Origin of the sequence: Nocardia sp. NPDC058497, from assembly GCF_042720195.1 — a bacterium.
Lineage (GTDB): Bacteria > Actinomycetota > Actinomycetes > Mycobacteriales > Mycobacteriaceae > Nocardia.
This window is the reverse complement of record NZ_JBHXMY010001009.1, coordinates 1-1,223: the sequence shown is the minus strand read 5'-3', so window position 1 is coordinate 1,223 and position 1,223 is coordinate 1. Positions and strand designations below refer to the sequence as shown.

Below are 1,223 nucleotides of genomic sequence, written 5' to 3'. Positions count from 1 at the left end.
CAACGCCGCGGTCGGCCATGACATCCGTTCGGGAGCCACCTTGTGCGCCGCTCTCGCCGCCGCCGGCGAGATGCTGCAGGCGGATGGGCCAGGCGCCTTCGACGTTTGGGACACCGACCAACGCAGCACCGCGATCGGCCACGCGATCTCGGCGAGCCTACGAAACCTCGTCGAGCACGTCACCATCCCAGGAACCGACCGACTCGACGACCGCTACCTCGACCTGTCCGTATTCCCGGCCTCGATACCAATCCCGATCCCCGTCCTGGCCCAGTGGTGGAAATCCGCACACGGCTGGAGTTTGTCGAGCACTCGTCGGTTCTGCCGGGTTCTCGCCGATCGCTCGATGATCAGCGCCCATCTCGCCGGCCAAGACGCCATCGTTCTGCACGACGTCTTCGTGACCTACCTGCGGCACCTGTCCGGCGACGGTCAGCAGGCAATACATCGCTCTCTGCTCGACGCCTTCCGCCCTGCGAGTACGCGGTGGGGCGACGCACAAGAAGTTGACTACCTGTGGCGGTGGCTTTCCTACCACCTGGATCGCGCGGACCTACGCGACGAGCTGTACACCACGTTCGGGTCGTTGGACTTCCTCGCAGACAAGGTGCACAGGTACGGACATCAGACACTCGCTCTCGACTACCAGATTCTGTCTAGTCACCCAAGCTCGAGCCCTGGTCGCGAACTAACCGCGGCTGGCTTTCTGTTGCACGGACTGGCTGACCGCACCGATATACTGGCGACTCTGCGGGTCATTGCAGCAAGAACCGGACTTGAACCGGTCTGTACAACTTCTGGCAGCGGCTTCGACGTCGAACGTGTTGTCTCAGCGGACAACCAAAGCCCCGGCCACATCGGGGCGATCGTTTCGGTGTCAGTGAACGGCTCGATGTTGGCCTCTGGTGGCGAGGACGGAGTGCTGAAGCTGTGGGATCCCGCAATCGGAACCCCCGCCCGCCGCTGTAGCGGGCACACCGGGTGGATTCACGCCACTGCTGTCGCCCCCGGCGGCTCCGTTGTCGCCACGGGCGGCGATGACGCCGACATCCGGCTGTGGGACGCCGAGTCCGGAACGGTGATGGCAGTCCTCACTGGTCACACCCGTCGTGTCAGATCCCTGGTGTTCACCCACGACGGCACACGACTGGTCTCCGCATCGGAGGACTGCCAAATCTCGGTGTGGGACGTCGAGCATCGCACCATGTTGCGAGCACCTACCA

General features: G+C 63.9%; 1 pseudogene. It reads left to right on the top strand.

What is annotated here, in order from left to right:
- A pseudogene (locus ACFWPJ_RS33300) lies at positions 1–1,223 on the top strand (hypothetical protein); the annotation flags it as partial.